This window comes from Streptomyces sp. NPDC005492, from assembly GCF_040605995.1.
Lineage (GTDB): Bacteria > Actinomycetota > Actinomycetes > Streptomycetales > Streptomycetaceae > Streptomyces.
Genome location: NZ_JBEXDX010000042.1, coordinates 26,579 through 48,299 on the forward strand (window position 1 = coordinate 26,579; position 21,721 = coordinate 48,299).

Genomic DNA, 21,721 nt, shown 5'->3' on the forward strand with positions numbered 1-21,721 from the left:
CAAGAGGAGAGAGACATGAAGCTGGTGCTCGGCCGTGAGGATCTCGCGGCAGCCGCGCTGGCGGCGGCCCGCGAAGCGGGCGCGCAGCCGGAGCGGATCGACATCAAGCCGGTGCACAAGGCCTCACGCGGATTCGTGAACGCGTCCGACGTCGACCTGTGCGAACTGGCGATCGTGACCGTCCTCCAGGCCGTCGCCCACGGCAAGTCCGTACTGCTGCTGCCCCTCACCACCCTCGGACGCCACCAGCACCAGACGCTGGTGACCCTCGGCGACCTGTCGGTCGCCGACGTGGAGGGGCACAGCGTCGGGGTGCGCGCCTGGAGCCAGACCACCGGCGTGTGGGTCCGCGGCTTCCTCACCGAGCAGTACGGCATCGATCTGCGCAAGGCCGACTGGACGACGTACGAGGGCCATCACGTGGAAGGCGCCGAGGACCCGTCCTGGGTGCGTCGGGCACCGGCGGGCACGAAGCTGCCGACGGACTTCCTCGAAGGCCGCGTCGACTTCGGGATCATGGGCAACGAACTGCCCTCCGACGACCGTGTCCGCACCGCCGTCGACAACGCCCACCAGGTCGCCGAACAGTGGTCCAGGGACCAGGGATTCATCCCGGTCAACCACGTCGTCGGCATCTCCGAGGCGGCCGCCGCACAGCACGCCCCCGCCGTCCTCGCCGCCTACGACGCCATGCGGTCGGTGCTCACCGCCAAGGAGGACGGCGGCCCGGTCCCCCTGCACCCCGTGGGCTTCGAAGCGCTGCGCGGCGCGTTCACCAAGGCCGCCGCCTACGCCCTCGAACAGGACGTCCTGCCACGGGCGGTGGACTACGACGAACTCGTCGAGCGGACCTGCTCGGCGCTCGGCGTGCCGCCGTCCCGGCTCGGCGGCTGACGACGGCGGCACGGACGCTCCTCCCCCACGACATACGAGCAAGAGGACCAAGAGGACACAGCATGGACAAGCTCACAGTGGTTCTTGGCGACTACCCGCACGCGCAGCCCTTGTTGGACGGTGACGTGGCCGTCGACGGGTACCTCGTCGAGCCGGTGGAGGTCACACCGGTCATCGGCGCCTACCGGAGGATGATCCGGGACCTCGAGTTCGACGTCTGCGAACTCGCCCCGGTCTCCTACCTGATGGCCCGCCAGGAAGGCATCCCCCTCACGGCGGTCCCGGTGTTCCTCAACCGGCGCTTCCACCACGGCGACGTACAGTGCGCCGCCGGCTCCGGTATCCGGGTCCCGCGGGACCTGGAGGGACGCCGGGTCGGTGTGCGGGCCTACTCGGTCAGCACCGGCGTGTGGGTGCGCGGCGTGCTGCGCGAGGAGTACGGCGTCGACATCGACAAGATCACCTGGGTGGTCGACGACGACGACCACATCGAGGGCCGGGTCCCCGCCAACGTCGAACGCGTCACCGACGGCCGTTCGCTGGGCGAGCTGCTGCGCGCCGGGGAGATCGACGCCGCGCTGACCGGCAACGCCGGGACCGGACGGGCGGGCGCACCCCGGGCCGGCTGGACGGCCACGACCGAACCGGAGGCGGCCGACGAGGGCCCCTACCCGCTCTTCCCCGAGGCCGGCCCGCTCGCCGTCGACCACTACCTGCGCACCGGCGTCTACCCGCTGCACTCGCTGATCGCGCTCCGCTCCGAACTCGTGGAACGCGACCCGGAGTTGGCGACCACCCTGTACGCGGCGTTCGCCGAGAGCAAGCGCCGCCACCTCGCCGCGCGGCCCGACTGGTCCGCGACACCACGGCTGGCCCGCCAGGGGCAACAGATCGGCGGCGACCCCGTGCCGTATGGCATCGGCGCCAACAAGCCGAGCCTCGACGCGATGGTGCGGTTCGCCAAGGACCAGGGGCTGCTCGACACCGGCTTCCCCGCCGACCTGCCCTCGCTGTTCGCCGCCGGCGACTACCCGGACGCCTGAGCCGGCCCGCACACACCGAAGACCAAGGGAGCACCCGACGTGGACATCGTCGACGCACACTGCCACATCATCTCCGAGGACCAGACCCGCTACCCCAAGGCACCGATCGGGGGCAAGCAGTCGGAGTGGGCCGCGACCCGGCCCGTCAACGCCGAGGGCATGGTCAGCCGCATGGACGAGGCCGGGATAGCCCAGGCCGTCCTCGTCCAGGCCACCACCAACTACGGCTACGACAACTCCTACGTCCTCGACAGCAGCCGGCAATGGCCGGAGCGCTTCGTCGCCGTCGGCACCGTGGACCCGCTGCGACCGGACGCCGCCGACTCCCTCAAGGCCGCGGCCGGTGACGAAGGCCTGGCCGGGGTACGGCTGTTCACCAGCGGCAGCACCGTGCCCACCCAGGGCGAGTGGTTCGTCGCCCCGGAGACCTTCCCCTTCTGGGAGCGGGCCGGCGAACTGGGCCTGCCGGTCTGCCTCCAGATGCGCCTCGGCGCCGCCACCGGGCAACTGGTCGAACTGCTGGAGCGGTTCCCGGGCGTGAAGGTGCTCCTCGACCACATCGGCTACCCGGACATCGCCGACTCGCCCGCGCGCGCCGGTGCCGAGGTCGCGCGGCTCGGGGTGCACCCGGGCCTGCACCTCAAGCTCACCCACCGCAACCTGGAGAAGCTGCGGGACGCCGGGAGCCGGGCGGACGACTTCCTCGGGCCGGTCGTCGAGGCGTTCGGCGCGGGGCGGATCGCCTGGGGGTCGAACCTGCCGGCGGCCGAGCAGTCCCTGCCGGAACTCCGCGCGCTCGCCGAGGACGTCCTGTCCGAACTGCCGGAGCAGGACCGCCGGGAGATCTTCGCGGGCACGGCCCGGCGGCTGTACCCGGGACTCGTCCGCGCGTGACCGTCCGACCGCGGTCCGGGGCGGCCCCGGCCGTCGTACCTCTCCGAGCAAGCAGACCTACAGGGTGATCATGGTGGATTCCAACGGCTTCGACGACGACGCGGGCCGGACGTTACTGACCCGGCAGAGCCAGGCCTACGAAGGGCTGCGCTCGCTGCTGCTCTCGGGCAGCGTCGAACCGGGCGCCCGGCTCACCGAGGCCGATCTGACCCGGATGTTCAGCGTCTCGCGCAGCACGATGCGGGCGGTCCTGGTGCGGCTGACCCAGGAGGGCTACGTCACCAGCGAGGTCAACCGCGGGGTGCGCACCCGGAGTTTCTCGGTGGAGGAGGCCGCGGACATCCTGGAGGCCCGCGAGACGCTGGAGTCCGCCCTGGCGGGAAAGGCCGCGGAGCGGGCCACCGAGGAGGAGGTCCGCGAACTGCGCGCCACGCTGGAGGCGATGGAGGACTGCAAGTCCCGGGGTGACGCGACGGGTTACTCCCGCGGCAACCGGCGCTTCCACCAGCAGGTGAAGGAGGCCGCGCACCAGCACACCCTCGCGCGGGCCTACGACACCCTGCTGTACCCCCTGGTGATGCGCCAGTACCGCAACCTGTCCGCCCCGCATCCGCGCACCGGATCGCTGGAGGAGCACCAGGCCATCCTCCTGGCCATCGTCACGCGCAATCCCCCGGCGGCCGTCGCCTCGATGCTCCACCATGTCGCCTCCGCCCGGCGGGCGCTGCTGCTCCAGGCCGAACAGGAACGCACCGCCTCGGCCGTGGACGGCTGAGCGTGCCGTCCGCCCCCGACCCCGACCTGCCGAAACCCCCCGACCAGAGAGGAAGACCATGCGCCATCCGGTGAAGACCGAAGCGGGACTGGTCGCCGGCATACCGGGACGGGACCGGTCGACCACGGTCTTCCGGGGCATCCCCTACGCGGCCCCTCCGATCGGCGACCTCAGGTGGCGGCCGCCCCGGCCCCCGGTGCCCTGGACCGGGGTGCACCAGGCCATCAGGTTCGGTCCCGTCTGCCCACAGGTGCCGGGCTCCGAACTGAACGGCGTCGACCTGCCGATGAGCGAGGACTGTCTACGCCTCAACATCTGGACCGGCGCGGCTTCCCGGGACGAACCACCGCGTCCGGTGCTCGTCTGGATCCACGGCGGCGGCTTCCGGGTCGGAACGGGCGCCGGTCCCCGCTACGACGGTGAGGCCCTGGCCCGCAAAGGCGTCGTGGTCGTCACCTTCAACTACCGGCTCGGTGCCTTCGGCTTCCTGGCCACACCGGAACTCAGCGCCGAATCGGGACACCACGCCTCCGGCAACTACGGTCTGCTCGACCAGATCGCGGTGCTGGAGTGGGTCCGGCGCAACATCGCGGACTTCGGCGGCGATCCCGACCGGGTCACGATCGCCGGGCAGTCGGCGGGCGCCGGCTCGGTGAATTTCCTGAGCATGTCCCCGCTCGCCAAAGGCCTCTTCCACCGGGCCGTCGCGCAGAGCCACGCCCGCCATTCCCGTGACCCCGAACTGCGGTATCTGGGCACCTCCTACCGCACCCTGTCCGACGCCGAGGCCGCCGGTGCCCGTTACGCGGCGGAGCGCGGTGCGCCGACCCTGCGACAGCTACGGTCCCTGCCCTGGCAGCGGCTGGTCGAAGGGGACGCCTCCGCGGTCGACGGAGCCGTCGAGACGGGCGGGCCGGCCAAGCCGCCGTTGTTCCGCCCGGTCGTCGACGGCCGGGTCCTGCCGGCCGGTTACGCGGAGACCTACGCGGCGGGACTGCAGAACGACGTCGGCTACCTGGCCGGGAACAACCTCCACGAAGGCGGGGCGGTGCCCGCGAACGCCTTCGTCGAGTACCGCGCCCTCGGCAGGAAGTCGTGGCGACCGGGCGCCCCACCGGTTCATCTGACGCTCAGGGACTTCGTCGATGCCTCACGGGTGAAGTTCGGGGCCATGGCCGACGAATTCCTCCGGCTGTACCCGGCGGGCACCGACGACGAAGCGGCACACGCCCACTGCGCCGCCGTACGGGACAACGCACGGATCTCCACCTGGCTGTGGGCGAAGGACTGGTCCGCCGGCGCGGGACAGCCGGTCTACACGTACTCCTGGACCTATCCCGCCCCGGCGGGAGCGGGCGCTCGTGGCGCCTCGCACGGCTCGGAGATCGACTTCGTGTGGGGCGGTACCGACGGTCCGCACGCCGAGTGGACCGGCGAGGACCGCCGCATCGCGCGGACGATGAGCGGCTACTGGGCCAACTTCGCCGCCACCGGCAATCCCAACGGCCCCGAACTGCCTCACTGGCCCGCGTGGTCGCCCGACACCCCGGCCGTCATGGAGGTCGGCGCGGGCTTCGGCCCGATCCCGCTCGCGGATCCGCCCCGGTTCGACTTCTGGAAACGCTTCTTCCTTACTCAGCAAGCTTGGTGACAGGAGACCGCAATGACGCACGACACCTTCATCACCCCCGCGGCCCGCAGAACAGCAGGGCCGCGGTTCGGCAGGAGCCGCAGGCTCCTCGCCCTCGGCTCGGCCGCGGTGCTCGCCCCGGCGCTGCTCACCGCCTGTGGCAGCGGTTCCGGCACCACCACGACCTCGGACGGACTCGTCCAGGTCACCGTCGGTGGCGGCGGCAGCATCTTCGACACCCCGCTCCAAGTCGCCGACGCCAACGGCTACTTCCGCAAGCAGGGCCTGAAGCTGAAGTTCGTGACGCTGACCGCGGCCACCGGACCCTCGGCGCTGCAGTCGGGTTCGGTGCAGTTCTACGACAGCAGCCCCACCGCGTTCGTGTCCGCCCTCGCCAAGGGCCTTCCGCAGCTCGCGGTCTCCACCGACGGACTGGGCAACCCGCTGGGGCTCGTGGTCAGCAAGAAGTTCGCCAGTGCCCACAAGCTGACCGCGAAGACCCCCGCCGCACAGGTCGCCAAGGCACTGGCGGGCTCCACCGGCGGTTCCAGTTCGGCCAACACCAAGGCCGAGGCCGGCATCTTCCTCGACAAGTACGGCGTCGACCCCGACAAGAAGATCAAGTGGGTGTCGCTGCCGAGCCCGGCCGCGGACAAGGCCGCCATCAACAGCGGTCAGATCGACTGGTTCGTCACCTCGGAGCCCATTCCCCTCCAGATCCAGGACTCCGGGGACGGTGTCGTGGTCGCCGATCCCCTCAAGGTGACGGAGTGGGGCGCCGAAGAGGCCGGCTACGGACAGCTCGTGGTCACGCAGAAGAGCTACGCCAGCGCACACGCCGATGTCGTCAAGAAGTTCGCCACGGCCGTCCAGCAGGCGACGGCCTACATGAACACCCACCTCAAGGACAGCAACGACCAGACGGTGCTGAAGGCGGCACAGAAGTCGCTCAAGGGCGTGCCGGACGGAGTCGTGCAGGCCAGCCTCCAGCAGGTCGACTGGCCCACCAGCGGCGCGATGGACGCCGACGGCTGGAAGAAGACCATGGCGTTCCTCACCAGCCTCGGGACGCTTCCCGACGGAGCCAAGGTGACCGCGGACGACTGGACCAACAAGTACCTGCCGTGACACGACCGACGGCCCGCCGCACCGGCGGGTGAACCGACCCGGCGAACCGAGAGGAGCAGACAATGGCGACTGCTACCAGCAGTGCAGAGAGCAAGACCGGGGTGAAGCCGCCCCGGACGCGAAACGTCGGTGACAGCGCGTGGCGGGAGACCGTGCTGGTGGTGGTCCTGCGTCTCGTGGTGATCGCCCTGACGCTCGTTCTGTGGCAGGTGATGAGCGGCCCCGTCCTGCCGGAGTACGCCGTCAGCAAACCGACCGACGTCTCGCACGCGCTGTGGGAGTTGCTCGGTTCGTCGACCGGCTGGACGGACATCAAGACGACGGCCTTCGAGATCGTGGCCGGTTTCGGGATCGGTGTGGCGATCGGCACCGTGATGGGCCTGGTACTGGGCTCGGTACCCCTCGCAGGCCGCGTGTTCGAGCCGCTCATCGCGGCCGTCAACGGCATTCCCAAGATCGCGCTGGCGCCGCTCTTCCTGCTGTTCTTCGGCATCGGCCCGATGTCGAAGATCACCATCGCGGCCGCGGGCGTGGCGTTCGTGGTCTTCTACAACGTCTACCTGGGCCTACGGCTGCGGGAACGCGAACTCGTGGAGATCGTGCAGGTGATGGGCGGACGCCGGCATCACGTACTCAGCTACGTGACGCTCCCCACGCTGGCCGCACCGTTCTTCGCGGCGCTCAAGACGGGTGGCCCGCTGGCGATCCTCGGTGTCATCGGCGGTGAGTTCATCGCCTCCACCGACGGCATCGGCCACGAACTGTTCACCGCGGCCACCAACCTCGACGCCCCGACCGAGTTCGCGGGCCTGATCATCCTGGTGGCGATGACCCTCATCCTCAACGGAATCCTCACCGGCCTCGACACGCTGGCCCTGAAGCGTCTGGGCCTGGGCGACCGGCGTTCGAGGCGCAAGCGCAACTGAGGAGGAGGCGGCGAGCTTCCGCGGCCGTGCCGGACCCGGGGGTCCTTTGGACTCCCGGTCCCCGGCCGGTTTCTCCTCAAGGTTCGAGTCGGAGCCCCATGACCAAGTCGCGGCCGAACGCCGCCCCTTCCCCAGCGTCCGCGACCCCCGGAAAGCCTCCGCGTCCGAGCGGCTTCGTCTCACTCCGGACAAGGAACTACCGGCTGTTCACGCTGGGGCAGACCACGTCCGTGGTCGGCAACTGGATGCAGAACATCGCCGTAGGCTGGCTGACCCTGCAACTGACGCACAGCGGGACCGTGCTCGGCATCGTGACCGGCGCCCGGTACCTGCCCGTCCTGCTGCTCGGTGTCTGGGGCGGACTGGTGGTGGACCGCCATGACACCCGGGCGGTCCTCATGGCCACCCAGATCTGCTTCGCCGTCCAGGCCGCGATCCCTCACCGTGCTGAGCTGGGCCCACTTGATGACCCTGCCGCTGCTCATCGTGCTCATGCTGGTGATCGGCTTCACGAACACCTTCGACAACCCCGCCCGGCAGAGCCTGATCAGCGAACTCGTCGACCGCGAGCACCTGGCCAACGCGATCGCCATCAACTCCACCTTCATCAACACCGCCAAGCTCCTCGGCCCTGGCCTCGCCGGAATCCTCATCGCCGCGCTGGGGGTGACACCCTGTTTCGCCCTGGACACCGTCTCGTTCCTCGCCGTGATCGCGAGCCTGCTGATGCTGCGGAGAGGGGAGATGCATTCGGCGGAACGCGAGGCACGCGCAAGGGGTCAGATCCGCGCCGCCATCGCCTACGTCTGGCACACCCCCGAACTGCTGTACCCCATGGTCATGGTGTACGTGACGGGCATCCTCACCTGGGAGTTCCCAGTCAGCCTTCCGCTGCTGACGACGTCGGCCCTGCACGCCGGCCCCACCGGCTACGGCGCCGCGATGGCCGTGATGAGCGCGGGCGCGGTCCTGGGAGGCTTCGTGGCGGTGCGCCGCAGCAGACTCAGCACGCGCTCCCTGTCCGTGTCCGCGATCATCTGGGGAGCGCTGATCTGCGCCACGGCCCTCGCACCGACACTCGCGCTCGCGATGATCGCCCTCGTGTTCGTCGGCTCGGCCTCCATCACGTTCAACTCCTCCGCGAAGACGCTGATGCAGCTGGGAGCCGCACCGCAGATGCGGGGCCGGGTGCTGTCGATCTGGTCGATCGGCTGGCTGGGCGGCACGGTCGTCGGCGCCCCGACCGTAGGAGCGATCGGCGCGACATGGGGCGCGCGCAGCGCGTTCCTCACGGGCGGACTGGCCGCCGCCGGCGTCGGCCTCGTCGTCCTGGCACTGGTGACGCCGGGCCCTTTCACGACAGTCAACCGACCGGCCAGGCCGGGCGACGCGGATCCCGGCCCATGACGTACGGCGATTCGTCTCCCGGCCACTCGTGCCATCAGCCGCCCGCCCGCGCCGAGGCGACCACCGCACGTTCGACCGCCGCGATGCCGCCCATCACCGACGCGTCGCCATCGAAGCTGGTGACCACGGACCGTTCCGCGAAAAGCAACCAACCTCTCCGGCCGGGCGACACGAAGCCCTGCCCATGACGTACGGCGATTTGTCTCCCGGCCGCTCGTGCCATCAGCCGCCCGCCCGCGCCGAAGCGACCACCGCACGTTCGACCGCCGCGATGCCACCCGTCATCGACGCGTCGCCATCGAAGCTGGTGATCACGGGCCGTTCCGCGAAAAGCAACCAACCTCTCCAGCCGGGCGACACGGAGCCCGGCCCAAGACCTACGGCACTGCGCCAGACCTACGGCACTGCGCCAGACGGCCGCCCGTACCGTCAGCCCGCCGCCCGCACCGAGGCGACCGCCGCGCGCGCCGCGCGTTCGACCGTCGCGATGCCGCCCGTCATCGACGCGTTGCCGTCGGAGAGGACCGCGACGAGGTAGTGGTGTGTTCCCGAGGTGACCTCTCCGACGCTGTTGATGTCCCACAGGCCGGTGGTGCTGCGCTGCAGCCAGCCGTTCTTGAGCGCCCATCCGGAGTCGGCGGCCGCCGAGACACCCCATGACTGGTCGGTGGCGATCCGGGTCATCAACGTACGGATGTATGTCCGGGACGCCGTGGTCAGTGCGGAGGAGGTCCCGCCGTCGGCGAACACCGCGCGCAGCAGGCGGATCTGGTCCGTCGCCGTGGTGCGCGTGAGTCCCCACAGGCCGCTGGCCCCGCCCACGGTGGAGGACAGGCCGAGCCGCTTGTTCGCCGCCTCCAGGCCGGGCGCCTGGCCTATCTCGCGCCAGAGGGCGGTCGCCGCGTCGTTGTCGCTGTCCTCGATCATCGCCTCGGTCCGGGTGCGCTCCTGCTGGGTGAGGGCGCGTCCGGCGTCCTGCGCCTGGAGGAGCAGCGCGGCGAGGATGTCGACCTTGATGATGCTGGCCGTGTCGTAGGGCAGGTCCTTCCCGCGCACCTGCGGCTGCCGACCCGGGTGATCCAGGTCCAGCACGGCGGCGGTCACGCGTGCCTCGCTGATCACGGTCTTCTTCGTGGTGCCGGAGGCAGCGGGATCCGGCCTCCCGGTGACGGCCGCCGCGGCCGGACCGACGGGCCCGACCGCGAGGAGAGTGGCCACGGAGCCGGTGAGAAGCGTCGCGCAGAGACCGGCAAGCCTGCCGTGCGTGCGCGCGCTCCGCGTGGTCGGTCGGGGATTTTGGCGGTACGGCATGGGGCCTCGGCAGTTCGGGGGCAGGGGCACGGATCTGCGAACGTAGACGAGGCACCGGTCCCGCGAAGTGACCGGTGCCACGAAAAGCCCCGAACTGCATGATTTGTGAGGATAGCCACAGCCCTCGGACAGAGGACGAGGCCAGGCGTACAGCCTCACGGAGTACGTGGAGGTGAGGTCGTACACGTTGCCTGCTGTGCTCAGAGGCAGTGCGGTACGTGCGGCTGCCATTGGGACGGCGACCCGGTCGTCACGTACCAGTCGTTGATGTAACCGCTGTCGCTGTCGGAGTCGAGCTGGAACCAGTAGTGGTCACCGTGGCCGTCCGCGTCGCCGTCGCCCGTGGTCCAGCAGGCCAGCATCAGGGTGTTGCCGTTGTAGTAGCGGTGCCCGGTCGTGCCCGAGGAGTACGACGGCCCGTTGTGGGAGGCCAGGTAGGACCCGGACGAGATACCGGTCACGGACGCGCACCACACCGTTTGCCCGTCGTGGTCGCAGGCCCAGCCCGCGGCCGAGGCCGAGGAGGCGGTAGCGCCCACCGCGACCCCGGACAGGGCGAGTGCGCCGGCCAGCACGGCGGCTCGTCGAACGTGACGCTTCATGGTGGTTCCCCCCGATGTTCTGTCGATTCCTCGGATCAACGTAGGAGCCGCCCAGGAGCACCTGCCAGCATTTCGAAGACAGTCGAAAGGTTGACAGGCCGCGGGAATTGAACGCCGATCAGGTGGCTGACGCAGCCTCACATCCGGGATCTCAGTACGTCGACCTCACAGCCCGGCGCGAAGGGGTCGAAGCCGTGCTCGGTCAGCCAGCGGACTATCAGGAGGCTTCGCAACGACCACCACGCGCGGATCACGTCGAGGTCGACGTCGGTTCCGTAACCGGCGAGGAAGTCGTCGAGGTGTTCCTCGTGTCCGAGGGTGAAGGTGGCGAGGTCGTGCAGGGCATCGCCCTGACCCGCCTCGGACCAGTCGATGATGCCGGTGACCTCGTCGCCGTCGACGAAGACGTGCGCGATCTGCAGGTCGCCGTGCGTGAAGGCCGGGGTCCAGGGCCGGAGCGCGGCCTGGGCGACCTGACGGTTGCGGGTGACCAGGTCGGCGGGCAGGACGCCGTTCGTCACGAGCAGCTCGCACTCGTCGTCGAGCGCCGCCGCCAGCGCGCCGATGCTCCGCCCGGCCTGGCCGACCCGGGGCGGCAGGGGCGCGTCGTGCAGCTTGCGGACGGCGGCGCCCGCCGCGGCCCACGCCGCCGGCGACCCGGTCGAGGGCCCGCCGAGGCGTCCGAGGGTCGTGCCCGGAACCGCGGCGAGTGCGAGCACGGGCGGCTTGCGCCACAGGACCCGCGGGGTGGGGACCGGCGCGAGGGCCATCGCCTCCACCTCGACGTCGATGCGCGCCTGATCGGCGTCCACCTTCAGGAACACATCGCCGACGCGCAGAGTCGCGCGCTCGGAATGGGCGACGACGACCTCGACCTCATCCATGGGCGACCAGTATCCCGGCGACGACCGCCGACGTCGCCGGGATTACCGCGTGCGATGGCGCGGGTCAGCGCACCCTGCGGAGGTGGATGGCAGTGAAGGGCACCGGGGGCTTGCGCAGTCAGGCCTTCAATGAACAGCACGAGACCATCGAGGTTCTTGGGCCGTCCCCGGTCTAGCCCTGCCAGGCTTCCGGCGCGGTAGGGGGCGCTCCAGCGTCCGGTACGCGACGCCCGCCGCGGCCGCGGCGGCGTGCAGGGAGGTGCGGCTCTCCAGATACGGGGCCAGCGCCCCGGGATCACTCTGCGGAGTTCTGGTACCCGATGCGGGGGAGGGTTTGCAAGAGGTGTGCGGTGCCGGGGTAGCGCGTGGTGGTCAGGTGTTGGGTGGCCTCGACATTGCCGTCCACGTTCGCGTGCAGGATGGGGCGAGGTCGCTGGTGGCCTTGGCAAGCTCGTCGATGAGGCTGCGGTAGCGGGCGACTCCCGCTTGCACAGCCCGGTCCAGATCGCCGAAGTCTCGCGCGTGCAGGAGGACGAAGTCGGATGACACCGGCGCCCCTGCGGCGCGCTCCCTGGCAAAGGAACCCAGGTCGTTGGCCAGATAGACCGCCTGGTTCGCCACGTCGATCAGTGGTTCGTCGCCGGGCGCAGGGTTAAGGTCCAGACCTCTGATGGTGCGCCAGTGGGTGATGTAGGGGGCGTTTCCGATGGTCATGCGTCGCAGCGCGTGGAACTGTTCCCAGTCGACCGTGTCGGGATCGATGTTGGCCTCCGCCGAGACCGCGGCGCACAGGTCTGTGCAATCCGCTTGGAATCGGGAAGTGCCGACGCCCTGTGAATGCAGGTCGGCGATCAGCGAGCGGTAGAGGGCTCCCAATTCCGTGGCCGGCGGCGGTCCACCGGCCTGAAGGCAGTCTGCGAGCTGCGCCACCTCGCCGATGGGCCCGTCGTCGATGTTGAGGAAGAACGCGCAGCACTTCGCGCCGAATATACATTCGGGCGTCGTGGCGTCTTGCGGTGCGCAGTACGTTGCGAAGGTAGTGGCTTAGAAGGACTTCTGGGCGTGCCAGGCGGGTCCGTTCGCGCAGCGGCAGTGCTGGACGCTCCACGCGAATGTCGCCTCCAGCAGGTCGCGGTGCCGAGTGTTGAGGAGAAGACCTCCGTAGGGTTCGAGGTGTGGCGTGGCGATGGGTTTCCTCCAGAGCGCGGATGGCGAAAACGGTGCTGAGAGGCGGGAGCCGTAGTACAGCGGGAAACAGCACCCCGCGCCATTCGCCACGAACCCGAACGAGCACTCACCATCCTGGGCATCACCAACAACCCAGACACTCACGGAACTTGATCAAACCCTGCACGGCCATCCCGGAAGACCATCGGCGCCATGCGCGCGAACCGACGCGTTATTCGGAACTTCACAGGGGTTCCCCCTTTGATAGTGGATGATCGCTCCGCGCAGGCTCCCGTCCTGAGGGCGTCGATGACCAGTTCGGTGCGCATATGGGTCGGCGATCTACCAGCCCACCAGCCGCTTGGAGTGCAGGTCCAGCAGCATCGCCGGATAAGGGAACTGACCGTCGCCGACGGAGAGATACGGGATGTCCCCCACGTACTTCCCGCACCGGCGCATCACCTACACCACTACCTGCGGTTCACAGCACCAACGCCAACTCGCGCCGTTCTCAACCAGGTTGACAAAAACCGAGTGGCATGGTTGCGCGAAGTTGCGGAACCGGCCATATGACTCATCCTGGAAATAACACACGACCACCGCGCCAGCATGGCGTTTATCGCCGCCGCAGTGGCACACCAAGTCACAACAAGAAAAATACTGGAGGAATCATGTCCCGCCTACGAGCTGAGGTTCCAAAGCCTCATCTGTCGCGTAACTCAGGACACCGTCGGCTGCGACGACGTCTATATTCGTGTCAACGGAACCACTATTTGGTCTGGCAGAGCCAACAACGGCCAGACGCTGGATCTCCATGCGATCAATCCTCTCGACCGTTCAGTCGATGGCCGACGCGTTGCTGGGCCTGGCGTTTCGGGCGAAACGATCGCTCGAGATCTACACATTGCAGAACGAGGACGAGAGCGTTCCCCTTGATGCCGGCCGGATCAGCCCCGATCTCCGGAGCGACTACTACGAGAAAGAGATCGACGTAATGCAGCTCGCCAGTGAGCTCACCACCTCGTGGGGAAAGATCTTCAAGCTGTTCGGCATGCAGACCCACTACAACGACTACTTCCACGGACCGCTCGATCGGGCCTGGATCAGGCTACCGTTCACCCGCCGATCCACAGATGGTCGACCTGAAGTCATTGCACCGGTTCACTTTTACGGTCGATCCGGTCGCCGACGTACCGGACGACCATTTCGACGCCAAGACCAAAATCATCCGTTTTGCGCTCGTCGGAGCGGCGCATCCCGACAATGTGGTCTCCTGCGAGATACGCCACGACGGCGAATACCAGCAGCGGCGGCCCGACAAGAGCGTGACGACCCAGTGGTTGCTGCCCAAGGTCCGAACCCGCGACGCTAAGACGACGCCGCTGCTGCCGCCCGAGGAAGGATTCAGCGATGACCCACCCCTTACCGCCCCCACATCGCTGGCGTTCTGGGGACGAGGCGTCGGCGGAAGCTGGCAGGTGACAATCCCGCAACAGCAGTTCGACACAACTGAACCTGAACGGACTCACCCGGATCCAAGTGTGGATCGGATACCAGTTTCTCCACGGTTGACCGACCGCGGCACGGTCGGCGAGATGACCGGTGGGTGACTGCCTGGAGGTCTCGACGGCGATCGATGGGCCGGACGCTACGCGCCAACAAGGGCATGGGTTTCTACCAGCTGAGAAACGCGAGATTGGAGATGCGCAATGACAGAGATCGACGCGGCTGTAGTGGACTCGAACGCGTCCAGCGCTACGATCCTGGCAACGATATTCAACAAATCAAGTCGCACTATCGCCACGGGCGGCACAGTGCGACTTACGGCAGCTCCCTTTGGGACCGGAAATTTCGCTGATGGGACTTTCGGCTCGATCGCACCAGAGGGACAAGAGACGCAGCTTATCAATTGGGATTTGGAGCAAGACGATATGGGACATACCCCATATCCAACGGCCGCCCACTATTTCCTTTCAGCGGAAGGGGGCGGGGCCTGCTCAGGCGGAACCGGTGAAAATCCAGAAGGAATCGCAGGAGTCCGATTCTCCATATTTGACTCTGACTGGTCATAACCTGCGCCGATCCTGGATAGGGGGCACTGGCTCCCCGAAACAGGCGAATAACGTTCACCCCACTCGCCAGAGCCGATGTGTCCCTCAACATAGCACCATCAGGCGGACGTCAAATTGTGAAGATGGGAGTGCCTCTAGATGCCACAGGTCGGTCGATAAGCACCTAACCCCCTGGCTTCGTGTACTGTGGAGTTCCCGAGACGGTGGGCCTGGGATAAATTGCGGTCCCGTCCGGAGTTAGCGAGGAGATCATGTCTACTTCGTCATTTCAAATGTCGAGCTTCACTCCTGTTGACGGTAAGATTGTCAATCAAAGCTCGACCTCTGTATCGTTCTCATTCTCTAGCGCATACGTAACACATATCAGCGTCGACATATGGTCTGAGGATGACCAAGGCGCAACCTACACTGATAGGCAAGAAACGGATACGAACGGTACCGATGATGTAGGCTTGTCGTTTGCCGTGCCCGCCGCCGTTAACCTGCACTACAAGATTACGATCAGTGGCGACCCCGGCTCCAATAATATTGTCTACGTCCGCATCGAATGGTAACTCGTTAGCATTCCGTGTGCCATCCCAGCCCCGCCAGAGCTTGATCAAGTTCCGTGAGTGTCTGGGTTGTTGGTGATGCCCAGGATGGCGAGTGCTCGTTCGGGTTCGTGGCGAATGGTGCGGGGTGCAGTGCCGGTGTGAATGGTCGAGGCGTCCTCAGCGAACGTGACATCTCGGATGTAGTGGGAAGAATTTTCGATTCCCAATGCCCGCGAATGGCGGCGGCGAGGTCGATGGGCGGCGAGGCTGGTGACCGCGTAGACGTTCTCGCGGGTTTCGGGCCGGCCGGTGGGCTTGCGGCGGCGGTGGACCCGGATGGCGAGGTGGGCGTGGGGGAAAGCGATGCCGCCGAGGTTGTCGGCGATAGCGCAGGTTTTGATCGAGCGGGACTCGCGGCGGCCGTGGGCGGTGGCGGAGGCGGTGTGCTGGACCTTGATCGAGGTCCAGGGCAGGGCGGCGAGTTGGGCGTAGGCGGTGGGCTGGTTGGTCTTGATGACCGCGATGTAGTGGGCCTTCTTCGTCTCGACCAGCCAGGTGATGTTGGCCTTCACCGAGTGGAGGGCATCGAAGGTGACGACGGTGTCGGCGAGGTCGAGCGGTGCCAGCAGGGGTTTGAAGTGGCGCACTTCGTTGGTCTTCGCACCGACTTCGACCTGGGCAATCGTGGCGACGCGGTCGTGGGTGACCGCCGAGAGCAGGGGGCGCCGCGGCGCGGCCAGGCGGGCTGAGCCCGTGAGGGCCTTGCCCTCCACGGCGATGATCTGCCGCGATCGGGTCTCGAGCATGTCCGCGCGCGGACGCGGTGATGCGGTGCCGGTCGGCCAGGTAGGCGCCCACAGCCTGGTCCAGGGCGTCGCCGTCAAGTGCCTGAAGGACGCGTCCGACGTGTCCGCTGGCCGGCTTTGGTGCAGATCAGCGCGGCCATCGAGACGCGTTTGGCGCCTTGGGCGGTGACCTTCACGACCGGGGTGTGGCCGCGGCGGTCCCAGGTGCGTCCCTTGGGCAGCCTCAGGCCCTGGCCTGCCTCGGCTTCGAAGCAGAGCCAGGCGCCCAGGTCCGCCGCCCTCTTTTTATGACGGGCCACTGCTCGTCCTTCCACGCAGCGATCCTCGACTCGACCCGCTCGGTGGCCTTGCGGGGCCGGGATCTGCACACTCAGCCGATGCGATACAGCAGATCGAGCCCTTCCAGGGTGTACTCGACACCGAACCGGCGGCGCACGATCTCGGCGATCCTCGCCAGCGTCCAGCACTGGTCGCCGAAGCCCCATACGGCGGGACCGGCTTCTAACACCGCTTCCAAAGCACGCAGTTGACGGACGCTGAGCTTGCAACGCGCGCCGCCAGGCCCCTTGGAGACCAAAGCCTGCCGGCCACCCGAAACCAGAGCCCGACGCCAGCGGTTCGCCGACATCCGCGTCACCCCGAACCGCCGGGCCACCTCCCGGTCACTGGCCCCGGCCTCGATCAAATCAGCAGCCAAGAGACGGACCTGCTCACGACGAGCCCGCTCCTCAGCCGTCAGTCCACCGCCATCGGGATACCTCATCCCTCCGCCATAGCGCGGCCGACACCAACCGTCACGACCGGACGTAACCCGCACCGTTAAAGATCTCTAGCCGTGTCCTATCTGAGATACCGCTCCACTTCGGCGATCCATTCCGGCATGCCATTGTAGACCTTCCGGTACAAATCGAGAATTTCTTTCTTGGTCATGTGCTCCAATTCACCCTTAGGGATCTCCTTAGTCAGGGCGGTAGAAATCGGCGAATGCTGGCCTGCTGTCAGAATGACAGACGGGGCCTTTTGGACGTCGTGTCCAAGATGCTTGAGAACGGACTGTTCAATGATGTGATGGGCCTGGTACGCGCCGCCGTGACCTCTGGTGAATACCGAGAAAGAATCGAATGGCCCGACGATGCCGCGTTTGTTCATTTCGGCTGCGATGATCGGCAGGCCCTTATCAAATTTCTTCGCGAGAGTCTCGGCCGCCTCGACGGACAATGTGCGGCTGACTCGTTGCCCGGATCGTATCGCCTGGATGAAAGACTTTCCTTCCGCGATGGGAGAAATCGCTTTCTTGGCGACAGCCTTGGCGACATTCTTCATTTTCAGTATGGCGCCTATCGTCACCTTGCCGCCAGAGACTGCTCCCTTCTTCAGCGCGCCTTTGGCAAGCAGTTTCGCGCCGACGCCAGCGGCACCCTTGCCGACGCCGGACGGTATCGGAAAGTAATCCAGCGGACCGATCCCTTCGGATTCGACACCGCCCGCAGCCCCGGCATCCACGACAAAATTTCCCTCGCGATCGACGAGTCGTGAGATTCCGTCGGCATGAAACGTCCGGTAGCCGATGATTTCCTTTGTTTCCGGGTCCAGCACAACGCCACTGATGCGGCTACGATTCTCGGGCAGGTTTCTTTCGAAATCACTGATGCCTTGCGGGCCGGACTCGTCGTCCACGGTGATGCCGCCGTCGCCAGCGCGCGCCGCCTCGCCCGGGAGTCGGACACTCGCCGGTGGCGCGATTATCGGATCCATCTCCAAATCCGTGTTCACGAGCGCGGTACTCGTTCCGACGTTCGGTCCCCACAGAAAGTTGACAATGTCCGCGATTTGATCCCGGGGAAGTGTCTCGACCCGCTTCTTTTCTCTGAGAAGAAATTCCAGATCCCGCTGCATTTTGGCGCGCACGATCTGCATGGCGAGCACGAGCCTGGGTCCGCCGACCAACCCGCCGGCCTCCTCATCACTGAGAACCTTCTCTGCGAGCTTGGCCAATCGAGGCAACAGGTCGTACATCGGCAGACCCTGGATCTCCGCGAGCGGGGCGTTGCTCTCCTCCCTGCGCTGCACCACAAACCCGGTGCCCGGTGCCTTTATCGCGCCTGTCAGGGGCTGCCACTCCGGCGGCGCCGGACACGCCTCGCCGGGGTGAAGTTGGACGGTTCCGGCCTCGGGCACGTGCCAGATGTCCGGCAGCGGCCTGGCCGTGTCGATCAGGTCGGCGGCCAGATCGGCCTCCCGCTCGGCTGCGCCATCGGGACGGCCCACCGACCTCGGCGGTCCGGTGAGTCCGCGCTGCTGGCGTACATGGGCGAGTTCGTGAGCGAGGAGTCGGCGTCCCGATGCGGTACCGGACACATACCGGCCCGGGGCGAAGACGATCGAGGTGCCAGTCGTCAACGCGGCGGCTCCCAGCGCCTCTGTCGAGACCGGGTCGCTGTACACCCGTACGTCTGCGAAGTCGTGATCGAAGCGGCTGTTCGCCCAGGCTCGGGTGACGGGGTCCAGCGCCGCGCCGCCCGTCCTGGAGGCGTGCGCCACAGTCCGGGCAAGGGGGTAGGGGGACTGCCGGGCGTCGGTCGTTGCACGCTGCCGTGCGGCGCGGAGGGTGGCCGAGGTCTGGTGCGATTGCACGTCTCCATCGTCCCGCCGACCTGGGGCGGCGGCAACGCGAGGGTCAGGGCACGCCCAGGCACGCCAGCATGTGGCGTGGGACTCGGCAACAGCCAGGGGCCGGCTCCCATGTAGGCGCGGTCGGCGAGGATCGGGACACCCTGGCGTTCGCAGATCCGGATGATCCGGTGAGTGTGGGCCGCAGTGAGGTCGTGGGTGCGGCCGGGCAGTGCCGGCGAGATCCACGGCAGCCGCCCGACCGGGTCGGTCACCACCTGCACGTTCACCCCGTGCCGGCGGTGCTTGTGGGAGAAGTCGGCACGGCTGTCGCCGACCGGTCGCATTCCGCCAGAGTGCCGTCCAGCAGGACGTGGTTCGGATCCGGCTCGCGCAGGGCGCGCAGCAGGCCGGGTGCACGGTCGGCGAGCAGGCCGACGACGGCTGTGGTGTAGGCGTGGGCGGTGCCGACGGAGATGCCGAAGCCGGCTGCGAGCTGGGCGAGGGTGTCGTGCCGGCGCAGGTACAGCAGGCCGACCAGGGCACGCTGGTGCGGTGGGAGCTTGCAGCGGCGGTCACCCTCGCGGGTGACGATGAGCATGGTGACCCACTCGACCAGGGCATGCGGCAGGTCGAGTGCGGCAGCATACGGAACCAACGCGGATCCTGCGCCTGTGGGTTGAGACTTCGAACACCTCCCCCAACGGCGCGGGAGCCTCGTGCGTTGCGGGCATCGATCCCGTCACCCGATCAGTGGCCACACTGAAAGAGCTCAGTGGCAGCGCTGAAAGCTCACTCGCTGTCGGCGCTGGACACCGTGGTTTGCGCTGCTCAGGTTGCGGCCCGTTGCACTCCAGGTCAGCATCGGAGGTGCAGGGATTCGGACCCCGTTGTCGCTGTCCCCAAGCGACCACAGCAGGGTTCGCCCTGAATATCGAGGATGCGTGTACAGGAGTGGGCGCATGGAGAGTGGATGGATATCGTGCGAAAACTGCGGTAGCCGACAAAGGAAATCTCCTACGGTCAACACGTGCGCTCGCTGCGGTTCCCGGTTCGATCTCGCGGATTCATATGAAGATAATGCAGAACCGCCGCCACCCCCTCCTCCACCGCCTCCTCCACCGCCCCCTCCACCTCCACCTCCACCGCCCCCTCCCCTGACCCCGGCAGGCGCGATTGTGGAGGGTACGGTCCGTGATGTCCAGACCCGGACGCAACACGGGGGAAACGACTCGGCGAGCGTGTTCGTGATGAATTTCCGGGTGGAGGAATATGACGATGCCTTCAACCCGGTGAGACTGGTGCCGATCGAGATGAAGGGGATCATGTTTGAAGGCTCCGTGGCCAACGGTGACCGGGTCCGCGCGAGTGGCCGGATGCGGTCCGGAACGCTGCGCGTGAAGAAGTTGCATAACCTGACAACCGGCGCGGACGTCTCTGCCAAGTCGTATTCGAAAATCGGATGTGCCGTTTTCCTGGTCTTCGTTGTGTGCATGGCCGTATTCGTCATCGTGGCGTCAAAGATTCAACCGTGAGGCTCACCGAAAAGCCGACCGCGATAACGGTTGGGCGGCATCCTTCGCGGTCACTGCCGTCGAAGAGGGAACGGCACCCGCAGATCCACCATCGTGTAATCGGTCGAGTCCTGCGGCAGTACAACCGCTAGGGGCGCGTAGTGATAGGCGACGCCCTCGGGCCGTTTCGGCTGCGGTCGGCCATTGAGCGCTTTGGGCCACTCGACGTCACCAGTGACGACCCGGACCGGAATCGTCCAGTAGTCACCCCGGCGGTATTGCGGTGCCCGCTCGACGTCGCCCTCGAAGCGCACTTCGAGGCCGTCCTCGAGCGCAAGCCAGGTGCCCTCCCTGACCTGCTGAGTCCCCTCGCTGGTCACACCCATGGAGGTGCCGTCGCCCCCCTCGTCCCGACCGGCCGTTCCGTGGTCCCAGCGGCGAAGGAGCGGGTGACGTTCGGGGACCGTTCCGGCGTCGGGCTGGTAGGGGTCTCGGGCCGGGTCGCGGTCAAGGACGACCTTGCGCCTGGCGTGGTCGATCTCCTTGATGGAGTAGAGGCGAGGGCATTCCTCCGCCCGCGCGTCGGCGGCAGCCCGACAGACGGAGGCGTCGTCGACGATCTCCACCACGTCGTCGATCTCGAGCCCCAGTTTGTCGTCCCGGCCCAGCGTCTCCAGCTCGATCGACGCACCGCTGACCGCCCTGATGGGCAGAGTCACCGAGCCGTTTTCCCGGGACCACTTGAACGTCGCGGTCTCGGCGGTTCCGCCCCGGTGCACCTCGACTCGGTAGAGCTGATTCTCGGGACCGCGATATCCGGACTGGGGCGGTACGTCACAAGGTGCGCTGTTGCCCTCGGGGTTGCGGACGCGGGCGGAGAGCAATGGGCGAGGCCGGAACCTTCGACCGATCTGGTCGCGCAGGAACTGCGGTGCGGTCTTCATGTCGGGGATGAAGGATTCAGAGGCCAGATCCATCCAGCACAGCTGCCAGACCACCCGAGTCCGGACCGTCGTGTCCGGGCCGTGCAGCCCCAGAGCGACCTCGCGAATGTGGGGCGCTTCCACAGCCGTGACCAGGCGCTCCCAGACGCGCAGGTAGACCAGGAAAGGACCAGTCGGGAGCTGGTCATGCTCCCGTCCTCGGTCGAGGTGCCCGTCCGGCTGACTCCAGTAGTCGGTGCCATCGCATTCGCACAGGATTCCATCGACGTAGATCCGGCCCGGCGTCACCGTGAAGTTGCCTCCGTTGAACGTGTCGACGCAGAACCCGCCAGTGCTTTGACCGGGAACGGAAGGAAACGCGACCGGCCCGAGTAGGTCGGCGGCCAGGGTGCGCATGTAGTGCAGCAGAATCGCTGTCTGCTCGTTGATCTCAGAGTCGAGCTGTACCCGGCCCTGCTGGGAAAGGACGGCCGAAAAACGCTGGACCGGGTCGAAGGTGACCCGAGAGAAGTCTCCCTGCATGCGGTTGTACTCCCTGACTGAATGACGGTGTGCATGGCGAATGGTTCTCGACCTGCCCG

20 protein-coding genes and 2 pseudogenes are annotated in these 21,721 nt (G+C 67.3%); 11 read left to right on the forward strand and 11 right to left on the reverse strand.

What is annotated here, in order from left to right:
* Positions 1 to 15: 15 nt before the first annotated feature.
* From ABZT04_RS36570 to ABZT04_RS36610, 9 genes and pseudogenes are all read left to right on the forward strand, one after another.
* Entirely contained in the window at positions 16 to 894 is an 879-nt protein-coding gene (locus ABZT04_RS36570) for a hypothetical protein (RefSeq protein ID WP_356062293.1), read from the forward strand.
* A 62-nt stretch (positions 895 to 956) separates the two neighbouring features.
* Positions 957 to 1,937 carry an ABC transporter substrate-binding protein gene (locus ABZT04_RS36575; RefSeq protein ID WP_356062296.1) on the forward strand — a complete coding sequence of 327 codons (981 nt, stop codon included), beginning with the start codon at positions 957 to 959 and terminating at the stop codon, positions 1,935 to 1,937.
* Between the two features lie 39 nt (positions 1,938 to 1,976).
* Entirely contained in the window at positions 1,977 to 2,831 is an 855-nt protein-coding gene (locus ABZT04_RS36580) for an amidohydrolase family protein (protein ID WP_356062299.1), read from the forward strand.
* A 70-nt stretch (positions 2,832 to 2,901) separates the two neighbouring features.
* Positions 2,902 to 3,606: a GntR family transcriptional regulator gene (locus ABZT04_RS36585; protein WP_355924662.1), complete on the forward strand. Its 705-nt coding sequence runs from the start codon at positions 2,902 to 2,904 to the stop codon at positions 3,604 to 3,606.
* Positions 3,607 to 3,664: 58 nt separating this feature from the next.
* On the forward strand, positions 3,665 to 5,257 hold the full coding sequence (locus ABZT04_RS36590) for a carboxylesterase family protein (protein WP_356062302.1): 1,593 nt from the start codon (positions 3,665 to 3,667) through the stop codon (positions 5,255 to 5,257).
* Positions 5,258 to 5,269: 12 nt separating this feature from the next.
* Positions 5,270 to 6,364 carry an ABC transporter substrate-binding protein gene (locus tag ABZT04_RS36595; RefSeq protein ID WP_356062305.1) on the forward strand — a complete coding sequence of 365 codons (1,095 nt, stop codon included), beginning with the start codon at positions 5,270 to 5,272 and terminating at the stop codon, positions 6,362 to 6,364.
* A gap of 62 nt (positions 6,365 to 6,426) precedes the next feature.
* The gene (locus tag ABZT04_RS36600; RefSeq protein WP_356062308.1) at positions 6,427 to 7,290 is read left to right on the forward strand and encodes an ABC transporter permease; all 864 of its coding nucleotides are present in this window, start codon (positions 6,427 to 6,429) and stop codon (positions 7,288 to 7,290) included.
* 98 nt (positions 7,291 to 7,388) lie between these two features.
* Positions 7,389 to 7,664, forward strand: a pseudogene (locus tag ABZT04_RS36605) (MFS transporter); the annotation flags it as partial.
* A gap of 70 nt (positions 7,665 to 7,734) precedes the next feature.
* The gene (locus ABZT04_RS36610) at positions 7,735 to 8,697 is read left to right on the forward strand and encodes an MFS transporter (protein WP_356062311.1); all 963 of its coding nucleotides are present in this window, start codon (positions 7,735 to 7,737) and stop codon (positions 8,695 to 8,697) included.
* A 429-nt stretch (positions 8,698 to 9,126) separates the two neighbouring features.
* Here the strand turns inward: ABZT04_RS36610 and ABZT04_RS36615 are convergent, their stop codons facing one another.
* The 5 genes from ABZT04_RS36615 to ABZT04_RS36635 form a co-directional block, all read right to left on the reverse strand.
* Positions 9,127 to 10,008, reverse strand: a complete 882-nt coding sequence (locus ABZT04_RS36615; protein ID WP_356062314.1) for a serine hydrolase — start codon at positions 10,006 to 10,008, stop codon at positions 9,127 to 9,129.
* 200 nt (positions 10,009 to 10,208) lie between these two features.
* Positions 10,209 to 10,610, reverse strand: a complete 402-nt coding sequence (locus ABZT04_RS36620; protein ID WP_356062317.1) for a hypothetical protein — start codon at positions 10,608 to 10,610, stop codon at positions 10,209 to 10,211.
* Between the two features lie 137 nt (positions 10,611 to 10,747).
* Complete coding sequence (locus ABZT04_RS36625) at positions 10,748 to 11,494, reverse strand: phosphotransferase (RefSeq protein WP_356062320.1); 747 nt, start codon at positions 11,492 to 11,494, stop codon at positions 10,748 to 10,750.
* A 372-nt stretch (positions 11,495 to 11,866) separates the two neighbouring features.
* Complete coding sequence (locus tag ABZT04_RS36630) at positions 11,867 to 12,424, reverse strand: terpene synthase family protein (protein ID WP_356062323.1); 558 nt, start codon at positions 12,422 to 12,424, stop codon at positions 11,867 to 11,869.
* A 1,057-nt stretch (positions 12,425 to 13,481) separates the two neighbouring features.
* On the reverse strand, positions 13,482 to 13,742 hold the full coding sequence (locus ABZT04_RS36635) for a hypothetical protein (RefSeq protein WP_356062326.1): 261 nt from the start codon (positions 13,740 to 13,742) through the stop codon (positions 13,482 to 13,484).
* Between the two features lie 52 nt (positions 13,743 to 13,794).
* On the opposite strand from ABZT04_RS36635, the gene ABZT04_RS36640 reads away from it, so the two are divergent.
* Complete coding sequence (locus ABZT04_RS36640) at positions 13,795 to 14,271, forward strand: hypothetical protein (RefSeq protein ID WP_356062329.1); 477 nt, start codon at positions 13,795 to 13,797, stop codon at positions 14,269 to 14,271.
* Between the two features lie 1,060 nt (positions 14,272 to 15,331).
* On the opposite strand, the gene ABZT04_RS36645 is transcribed toward ABZT04_RS36640, so the two are convergent.
* From ABZT04_RS36645 to ABZT04_RS36665, 5 genes and pseudogenes are all read right to left on the reverse strand, one after another.
* The gene (locus tag ABZT04_RS36645; RefSeq protein WP_356062331.1) at positions 15,332 to 16,072 is read right to left on the reverse strand and encodes an ISAs1 family transposase; all 741 of its coding nucleotides are present in this window, start codon (positions 16,070 to 16,072) and stop codon (positions 15,332 to 15,334) included.
* Between the two features lie 74 nt (positions 16,073 to 16,146).
* On the reverse strand, positions 16,147 to 16,386 hold the full coding sequence (locus ABZT04_RS36650; protein ID WP_356062334.1) for a hypothetical protein: 240 nt from the start codon (positions 16,384 to 16,386) through the stop codon (positions 16,147 to 16,149).
* Between the two features lie 56 nt (positions 16,387 to 16,442).
* Positions 16,443 to 16,835, reverse strand: coding sequence for a helix-turn-helix domain-containing protein (locus ABZT04_RS36655; RefSeq protein ID WP_356062336.1), 393 nt, complete (start codon positions 16,833 to 16,835; stop codon positions 16,443 to 16,445).
* Between the two features lie 77 nt (positions 16,836 to 16,912).
* Positions 16,913 to 18,706: a DUF4157 domain-containing protein gene (locus ABZT04_RS36660; protein WP_356062339.1), complete on the reverse strand. Its 1,794-nt coding sequence runs from the start codon at positions 18,704 to 18,706 to the stop codon at positions 16,913 to 16,915.
* Between the two features lie 89 nt (positions 18,707 to 18,795).
* A pseudogene (locus ABZT04_RS36665) lies at positions 18,796 to 19,340 on the reverse strand (transposase family protein); the annotation flags it as partial.
* 583 nt (positions 19,341 to 19,923) lie between these two features.
* Here ABZT04_RS36665 and ABZT04_RS36670 point away from each other — a divergent pair.
* Complete coding sequence (locus ABZT04_RS36670) at positions 19,924 to 20,217, forward strand: hypothetical protein (protein ID WP_356062342.1); 294 nt, start codon at positions 19,924 to 19,926, stop codon at positions 20,215 to 20,217.
* Positions 20,218 to 20,267: 50 nt separating this feature from the next.
* On the opposite strand, the gene ABZT04_RS36675 is transcribed toward ABZT04_RS36670, so the two are convergent.
* Complete coding sequence (locus ABZT04_RS36675) at positions 20,268 to 21,662, reverse strand: DUF6519 domain-containing protein (protein ID WP_356062345.1); 1,395 nt, start codon at positions 21,660 to 21,662, stop codon at positions 20,268 to 20,270.
* Positions 21,663 to 21,721 lie beyond the last annotated feature (59 nt).

What these genes read in the sequence shown, in the direction of transcription:
- ABZT04_RS36570 (WP_356062293.1), top strand. Translation starts at nt 16, where the DNA reads ATGAAGCTGGTGCTCGGCCGTGAGGATCTCGCGGCAGCCGCGCTGGCG.
- ABZT04_RS36575 (WP_356062296.1), top strand. Translation starts at nt 957, where the DNA reads ATGGACAAGCTCACAGTGGTTCTTGGCGACTACCCGCACGCGCAGCCC.
- ABZT04_RS36585 (WP_355924662.1), top strand. Translation starts at nt 2,902, where the DNA reads ATGGTGGATTCCAACGGCTTCGACGACGACGCGGGCCGGACGTTACTG.
- ABZT04_RS36590 (WP_356062302.1), top strand. Translation starts at nt 3,665, where the DNA reads ATGCGCCATCCGGTGAAGACCGAAGCGGGACTGGTCGCCGGCATACCG.
- ABZT04_RS36595 (WP_356062305.1), top strand. Translation starts at nt 5,270, where the DNA reads ATGACGCACGACACCTTCATCACCCCCGCGGCCCGCAGAACAGCAGGG.
- ABZT04_RS36600 (WP_356062308.1), top strand. Translation starts at nt 6,427, where the DNA reads ATGGCGACTGCTACCAGCAGTGCAGAGAGCAAGACCGGGGTGAAGCCG.
- ABZT04_RS36615 (WP_356062314.1), bottom strand. Translation starts at nt 10,008, where the DNA reads ATGCCGTACCGCCAAAATCCCCGACCGACCACGCGGAGCGCGCGCACG.
- ABZT04_RS36620 (WP_356062317.1), bottom strand. Translation starts at nt 10,610, where the DNA reads ATGAAGCGTCACGTTCGACGAGCCGCCGTGCTGGCCGGCGCACTCGCC.
- ABZT04_RS36625 (WP_356062320.1), bottom strand. Translation starts at nt 11,494, where the DNA reads ATGGATGAGGTCGAGGTCGTCGTCGCCCATTCCGAGCGCGCGACTCTG.
- ABZT04_RS36640 (WP_356062329.1), top strand. Translation starts at nt 13,795, where the DNA reads ATGGTCGACCTGAAGTCATTGCACCGGTTCACTTTTACGGTCGATCCG.
- ABZT04_RS36645 (WP_356062331.1), bottom strand. Translation starts at nt 16,072, where the DNA reads ATGCTCGAGACCCGATCGCGGCAGATCATCGCCGTGGAGGGCAAGGCC.
- ABZT04_RS36655 (WP_356062336.1), bottom strand. Translation starts at nt 16,835, where the DNA reads ATGAGGTATCCCGATGGCGGTGGACTGACGGCTGAGGAGCGGGCTCGT.
- ABZT04_RS36675 (WP_356062345.1), bottom strand. Translation starts at nt 21,662, where the DNA reads ATGCAGGGAGACTTCTCTCGGGTCACCTTCGACCCGGTCCAGCGTTTT.